This window comes from Pseudomonas sp. AOB-7 (assembly GCF_003696305.1).
GTDB lineage: Bacteria > Pseudomonadota > Gammaproteobacteria > Pseudomonadales > Pseudomonadaceae > Aquipseudomonas.
Genome location: NZ_RFFK01000052.1, coordinates 1 through 596 on the forward strand (window position 1 = coordinate 1; position 596 = coordinate 596).

The window sequence follows — 596 nt, forward strand, 5'->3', positions numbered from 1 at the left end:
CGCACGTCGGAGTTGCGCCAGCGCACGCTGAGGTTCTTCAGGCTGCCTTCCTGGATGGTGTAGGCCAGCTCGGACTCGCGGCCCCACTCCTCGGCGTCGGTGCGGCCGCCGGCGTGGATCTTGGAGCCGCTGACGTAGCGGTTCATCAGGGTCAGGCCGGGGATGCCGAGGCCGGCGAAGTTGTAGTCGTGGCGGATCTGCCAGGAACGCTCTTCGGGGGCGTCGTAGCTGTTGGTGAAGCCGTCGTTGACCAGGGTGCCGCCGCTGGTGCCGTCGATGCGCAGGAACTTGCTGTCGCCGTCCAGGTGCTGGTAGGCGAGCATGAAGCTGTTGTTGCCGGTCTTGGCGGTGAACGCGCCCTGGTAGACCTTGTTGTCCAGCTTGCCGGCCTTGGCCGCGCCTTCGTCCTTGCCGTCGAAGTAGCCGAGGTTGGCGCCCAGCACCCAGTCGCCCACCGGCTGGCTGTGGGTCAGCTGCAGGTAGCTCTGCTGGTAGACGTCTTCCAGGCGCGCGTGCCAGACGCCGAGCAGGGTGTTGTTGGCGTTGAAGCGGTATTCGCCGCCGGCGAAGTTGAAGTCGTCGCCCTCGACGCCGCC

The 596-nt window shown here is 66.9% G+C and carries 1 protein-coding gene; it reads right to left on the bottom strand.

Annotation, left to right across the window (positions count from 1 at the left end; genetic code table 11):
- Nucleotides 1–596, bottom strand: a 596-nt coding sequence (locus EA796_RS22960) for an OprD family outer membrane porin (protein ID WP_122110288.1), incomplete at both ends; no start/stop codon positions are given.